We start from the raw sequence: 4,684 nt of genomic DNA, 5'->3' as shown, positions 1-4,684 counted from the left end.
TGAATATTCTAATTGAATTGGGCCGGGAATTTATAGTTTTGTACCAGTGAATTTCATTCTATAGTCCACCTATTATCTTATAATGAACCATTATAAAAAGCAGGGAATAGTCTCTACATCAATAGATACTATTTCCTGCTTATCATTTACTTTTTCTTTGATTTTGACAGCCCATGACGTTCTCTCATAGATACCTCTCCATCAATTAAGATTTTGTAGGAGTCATGAACAATTCTATCGAGTATGGCATCTGCTAATTGCGCCTGACCAAGTTTTGAGTGCCATCCTTCAGGGGCAAATTGCGAACATAAAATCGTTGAAGAAACTCTAATACGAGCTTCAATTATTTCAAATAGATAAGTAGCTTGCTCAAGGGTTAGATCCACTAGAAGCCATTCATCTAAAATTAATAGATCGACTTTTTTATACTTAGTAATCAGTTTTCGGAAGCTTCCGTCTGCTTGGTTTTTAGCTACCGTGAGTTCATCGAGCAACTCCGGCAATCGAATGTACTTAACACGATAGAAGTGCCGGCAAGCCTGAACGGCCAGAGCATTAGATACCCACGTTTTACCATTTCCGGAGGCTCCCATAAGAATGACATTATGAGCTTCTCGAATGTAATTACAGGTTGCTAATTCGAGGACTAGTTCTTTATCTAAGTGACGATCTGGATGATATTCTATATCTTCTACACAAGCGGTAGGAACGTTAAGGGAAGCTGATTTTATCAGTCGCTGCAGTCGATTAGATTGACGCCTAGAATATTCGAAATCCACTAATAGCTGAAATCTTTGTTCAAATGACATTTGCTTGTATTCTGGATTGACCGATTGAGCTTCATAAGACTCAATTATTCCTTTTAAATTCATCTCGGATAATTTCCGAATCGTTTCACTATTCATCAGATTTCCCACTCCCAAAGTACCGTGCTCCTCGTGTGAAGCCATAGTCTTGCGAAACTTCATGACCAATGTTTTCGTGACTGGAGCTTAGTTCAGTTTTTTCTCTATTTCGTTTCAGTATTGTGTTCACTAAAGATACCGTTGGATTGCTGGCAACTGAGACGGCAGTTTCACAGGCTATTTCTAGCTCGGATTTTGAATATTTTTTCAAAGTATTTTGAAGAGACAAGAGAGATCGAAGAGCTTTTTTTTCGATAGTAGAATCGAGAATAATCTCAATCAATTTTCTTGTGTTTTTTCCAATGTTATCTGCCCATGTTAAAGAGTTTTCGGGAGTATGTTCAAGATATTTTAGATGATTTTCGGGCATATGAGCCGTGTTGGTTGAATGTTGCCCTAGAGGGCTGTATAAACGTTTGTGAGTGGCAATCCGCAGCTCTTTATAATAGATTTCTACTAGATCTTTGGACAAGCGGATTTCTACATTATCTTGAACGTACTCAAATGGAACGGAGTAATACATCCGATCTACTTGAACATGGTAATTAAGTTGAACTTTAGCTGTTTTCCACTCAGAAAGTTGAAATGTTTTTTGCGGCAGCGGATGAAGAAACGGAAGCTCTTCCTCAAGAAAAACAGATTCTCTCGAACCTGCTCTTTTTTGGAATGGAGTTTTGTTGATCTCTTCCATTTTTTCATGAATTCTATTGTTTAACTCTACAATGGAAAAACACTGATAGTTTCTTAAAGAAGCGATAATATATCGGGATACAAACCCAACTGTTCCTTCTACAGAGGCTTTATCTTTGGGTTTCCGAACTCTTGCTGGGACTATGACTGTATGATAATAATCAGCCAGTTGTCTGTATGCTTCGTTTAAGATAGGATCTAATCGATCAGCTTTGATGACACCGGTTTTCAGATTATCTGACACCAAGGCATCAGTTACACCATTGAAATATTCGTAAGCGTGAATGTGACCACTAAGCCAACTATCCATCTTCATATTCATAAAACCTTCCACATAGAAGTATTGGCTGTACGGAAGAGTCGCTATGAATAGGTATACTTTTTCATTTTGCCCTGTTTCGCAATCAATCAGGTTCAAAGAAGATCCCACCCAATCTACTTCCATTATTTCTCCTGGTTTTCGTTTTATGGGCATTGTTAATTTGTAGGTTTTCGCATAAGAACGATAACTTCTACAGAATGTACTGTAAGAATAGGGGATTTTCTTCGCGTTTCTAGCGCTAGTTTCATACTCTTTATGCAGAAGGTGTAAAGTTACATTTTTCTTCATCAGTTCTTTATGAACGTATTCCCAATCAATAGGAAAGTAACCTTTCTCTAGAATTTGTCTTTCAGGAAATAAGTAGTTAAATATCAAAAGATTATCCATTTCTTTTGTTAATTTCGTGATGTTCTTCTGATTCGCCCGTTGAATTACTTCTCCTATGGTTGTTCTTGAGTGACCTGTAGAGGCACTGATTGTTCGCTGAGAGTTACCATTAAAATACATCTGTAAAATCTTTAGATAATTGATCAATGACAGTCCTCCTCATCTTGATCCTTCATCATTTTTCTTTTGTTTGAAATGATTTCTTCGAAATAACTAGAAAAACTGCTAAGAAAATCAAGAGAACAACTATTGAAATCAGATAACTGGGAAGAGAGCTGCTTATCACAGATCTATACCCATTTTGTAACCACTCAACTGGGTTTATCCAACTGATCCACTGAACTAATTTAGGTGTATTGCTTAGATTTAAGAAAACACTACTACATAGTAACAGAGGGATCATTACTAGATTAGAAGTGATACTTAATTGGCCTTCGTTCTTAGGAATCGCTGATAGGCAAAAACCAAGTAAGGTGAAAATTGCCGAGCCAAGAAAGAACAGTGGAATAAATAATACAATTTGTAGAACTGACATTCCGATATTAAATAAGCTGTTTTCGATAGTTACCAGTATCGTAGATACAATACAAACGATAATCGTTTGGCTTAAAGTAATGCTGCTGAGATATTTCCACAATGAAAAGGGAGTGATCGTTAGTAAATCAAAAACACCGCGCTTTCTTTGAGCAAATACGGAAAAAGAATTTGTCGTGCAGCAGTAGAAAAAGATACTTATCGTTAATATTCCAAATAAAGTATTATCGCTTATGCCAATATTGAAATAGGAAAGACCAATCAATACTGCCAAAGGCAAAAAAATCGACCAAAACAACAAATAGATATCCTTAACATTCTTATTGAGTGAGATCCGAATTATATTAGACATACAAATTCTCCTTTTTTGTTAGTCGATAAAACAATTCTTCTAAATCTAAAACGCCATATTTGTTGAGTAAAAATTCCGGTGCGCCGTCTTCCAACAAGGTACCTTGATCCATAATCATAATTCTGTCAGCAGTATTACGAACTTCCAACATATCGTGTGACGAAAATAAAACACTTTTTCCTCGAGACTTTAATTGACGTATCATGTTTTGAATATCTCTTTGTCCACTAGGATCAAGCCCTGCAGATGGTTCATCTAAAATGACAAATTCAGGATCATGTAGCGTTGTAATGCTAATAGCTAATCTTTTCTGTTGACCAAGTGAGAGTTTTGAGGCTAAAGTGCTTTTTGCATCCGCTAAATTGTAATTCTTCAAAATCTTCTCCATCGTTTCATTCGTCATATCGGATTGATAAAAAGTACCAAAGAGTTTTAAATTATCCTCTACATTGAAGCCTTCAAAAAATGGTGTTGCTTGTAATTGTGCTCCGACTTTTTCATTAAAGTCTTTAGTCCACCGCTTAATGACTCCACTATCCGGTTGACTTATTCCTAAAAGCATTCGAATAGTTGTCGTTTTTCCAGCACCATTGGTGCCGACTAATGCTACAACTTCGTTGCTGTTAATAGAAAAGCTCAGATTATTGATTACTTTTCTACCCTTGAAACTTTTCTCAACATTTGTAAATTCGATTAATTTCATGTTTATTCTCCTTTGTATATTCAACTTTGACTATCGAGGTAATAAGTAAAGCCACAATAAATGGCTTTACGATTTTTGTTCAATAATAGATATAGTAGCTTCAATCAGCTTGATCTGAACCTTGATAACATCAAACATATGCTCAAAAACTATCTTTGTCAGTTGTGGAATTTCTCCTTGTAATGCCTTTTCCTTAGCTTCCATACCAGTCTTTACAGCTTGTGACTCACGGACTAATTGTTCTTTGTTTTTCGTCAGTTTTTCGATCGCTTCATCTTTAGGAAGCTGATATGCTAGAGAAATTCCCGAATACAGATCGGTAGGGTAATTGATTTTTGCGCTTCCAAGACATTCTAGGACTAACTGCTTTTGGTATTCTTCACCCTTTGAAGTAATCTTATATATTGCCTTTTGGCGGTGGCCGCTATTTTCTATACTAGCCACTTCAATATATCCGTCTTTTTCAAGTTTTTTTAGCGCATTGTAGATCGAACCGGGTAAAACACCGGCCCATCTTTGGGCATCGTTCATTTCTAGCATAGATTTAATTTCATAACCAGACATGGGCTGCATACTAAGCATAGCTAAAACTAATAATTTTGTCATTCGGATTTCTCCTTTGTTTATTCAACGTTGAATATGTAAAGAAGTATAATCACAAATCAAACTATTGTCAACTGATACTATCAATGAAATATTATTGGCTCAGCAGGTGAGACATTATGGCTTAGCACATGATATGCTGCGGTATAAATTTGACAACTGTTGGATCAATCAAATGCTAATATTCA

At 36.1% G+C, this 4,684-nt stretch carries 5 protein-coding genes; all 5 read right to left on the bottom strand.

The genetic code is table 11. From position 1 onward, the window contains the following. Positions 1-146 precede the first annotated feature (146 nt). The 5 genes from istB to JDS96_RS29565 all read right to left on the bottom strand — a co-directional run bounded on the left by istB (position 147) and on the right by JDS96_RS29565 (position 4,499). Positions 147-908 carry an IS21-like element helper ATPase IstB gene (istB, locus tag JDS96_RS29585; protein ID WP_374221024.1) on the bottom strand — a complete coding sequence of 254 codons (762 nt, stop codon included), beginning with the start codon at positions 906-908 and terminating at the stop codon, positions 147-149. Continuing rightward, on the bottom strand, positions 898-2,451 hold the full coding sequence (gene istA, locus JDS96_RS29580; protein WP_199668973.1) for an IS21 family transposase: 1,554 nt from the start codon (positions 2,449-2,451) through the stop codon (positions 898-900). Before istA ends, istB begins: the two co-directional genes overlap by 11 nt. A 28-nt stretch (positions 2,452-2,479) precedes the next feature. After that, positions 2,480-3,190: an ABC transporter permease gene (locus tag JDS96_RS29575; protein ID WP_199668972.1), complete on the bottom strand. Its 711-nt coding sequence runs from the start codon at positions 3,188-3,190 to the stop codon at positions 2,480-2,482. Then, positions 3,183-3,893, bottom strand: a complete 711-nt coding sequence (locus tag JDS96_RS29570; protein WP_088094531.1) for an ABC transporter ATP-binding protein — start codon at positions 3,891-3,893, stop codon at positions 3,183-3,185. Before JDS96_RS29570 ends, JDS96_RS29575 begins: the two co-directional genes overlap by 8 nt. A 66-nt stretch (positions 3,894-3,959) precedes the next feature. Further along, a complete protein-coding gene (locus JDS96_RS29565; protein ID WP_199668971.1) occupies positions 3,960-4,499 on the bottom strand; it encodes a PadR family transcriptional regulator in 540 nt (179 codons plus the stop codon). Positions 4,500-4,684: the final 185 nt, after the last annotated feature.

This window comes from Bacillus cereus group sp. N21 (genome assembly GCF_016483395.1).
Classification (GTDB): Bacteria; Bacillota; Bacilli; order Bacillales; family Bacillaceae_G; genus Bacillus_A; species Bacillus_A pseudomycoides.
The sequence above is the reverse complement of the archived record's forward strand: the minus strand, read 5'-3'. Positions and strand labels throughout refer to the sequence as shown.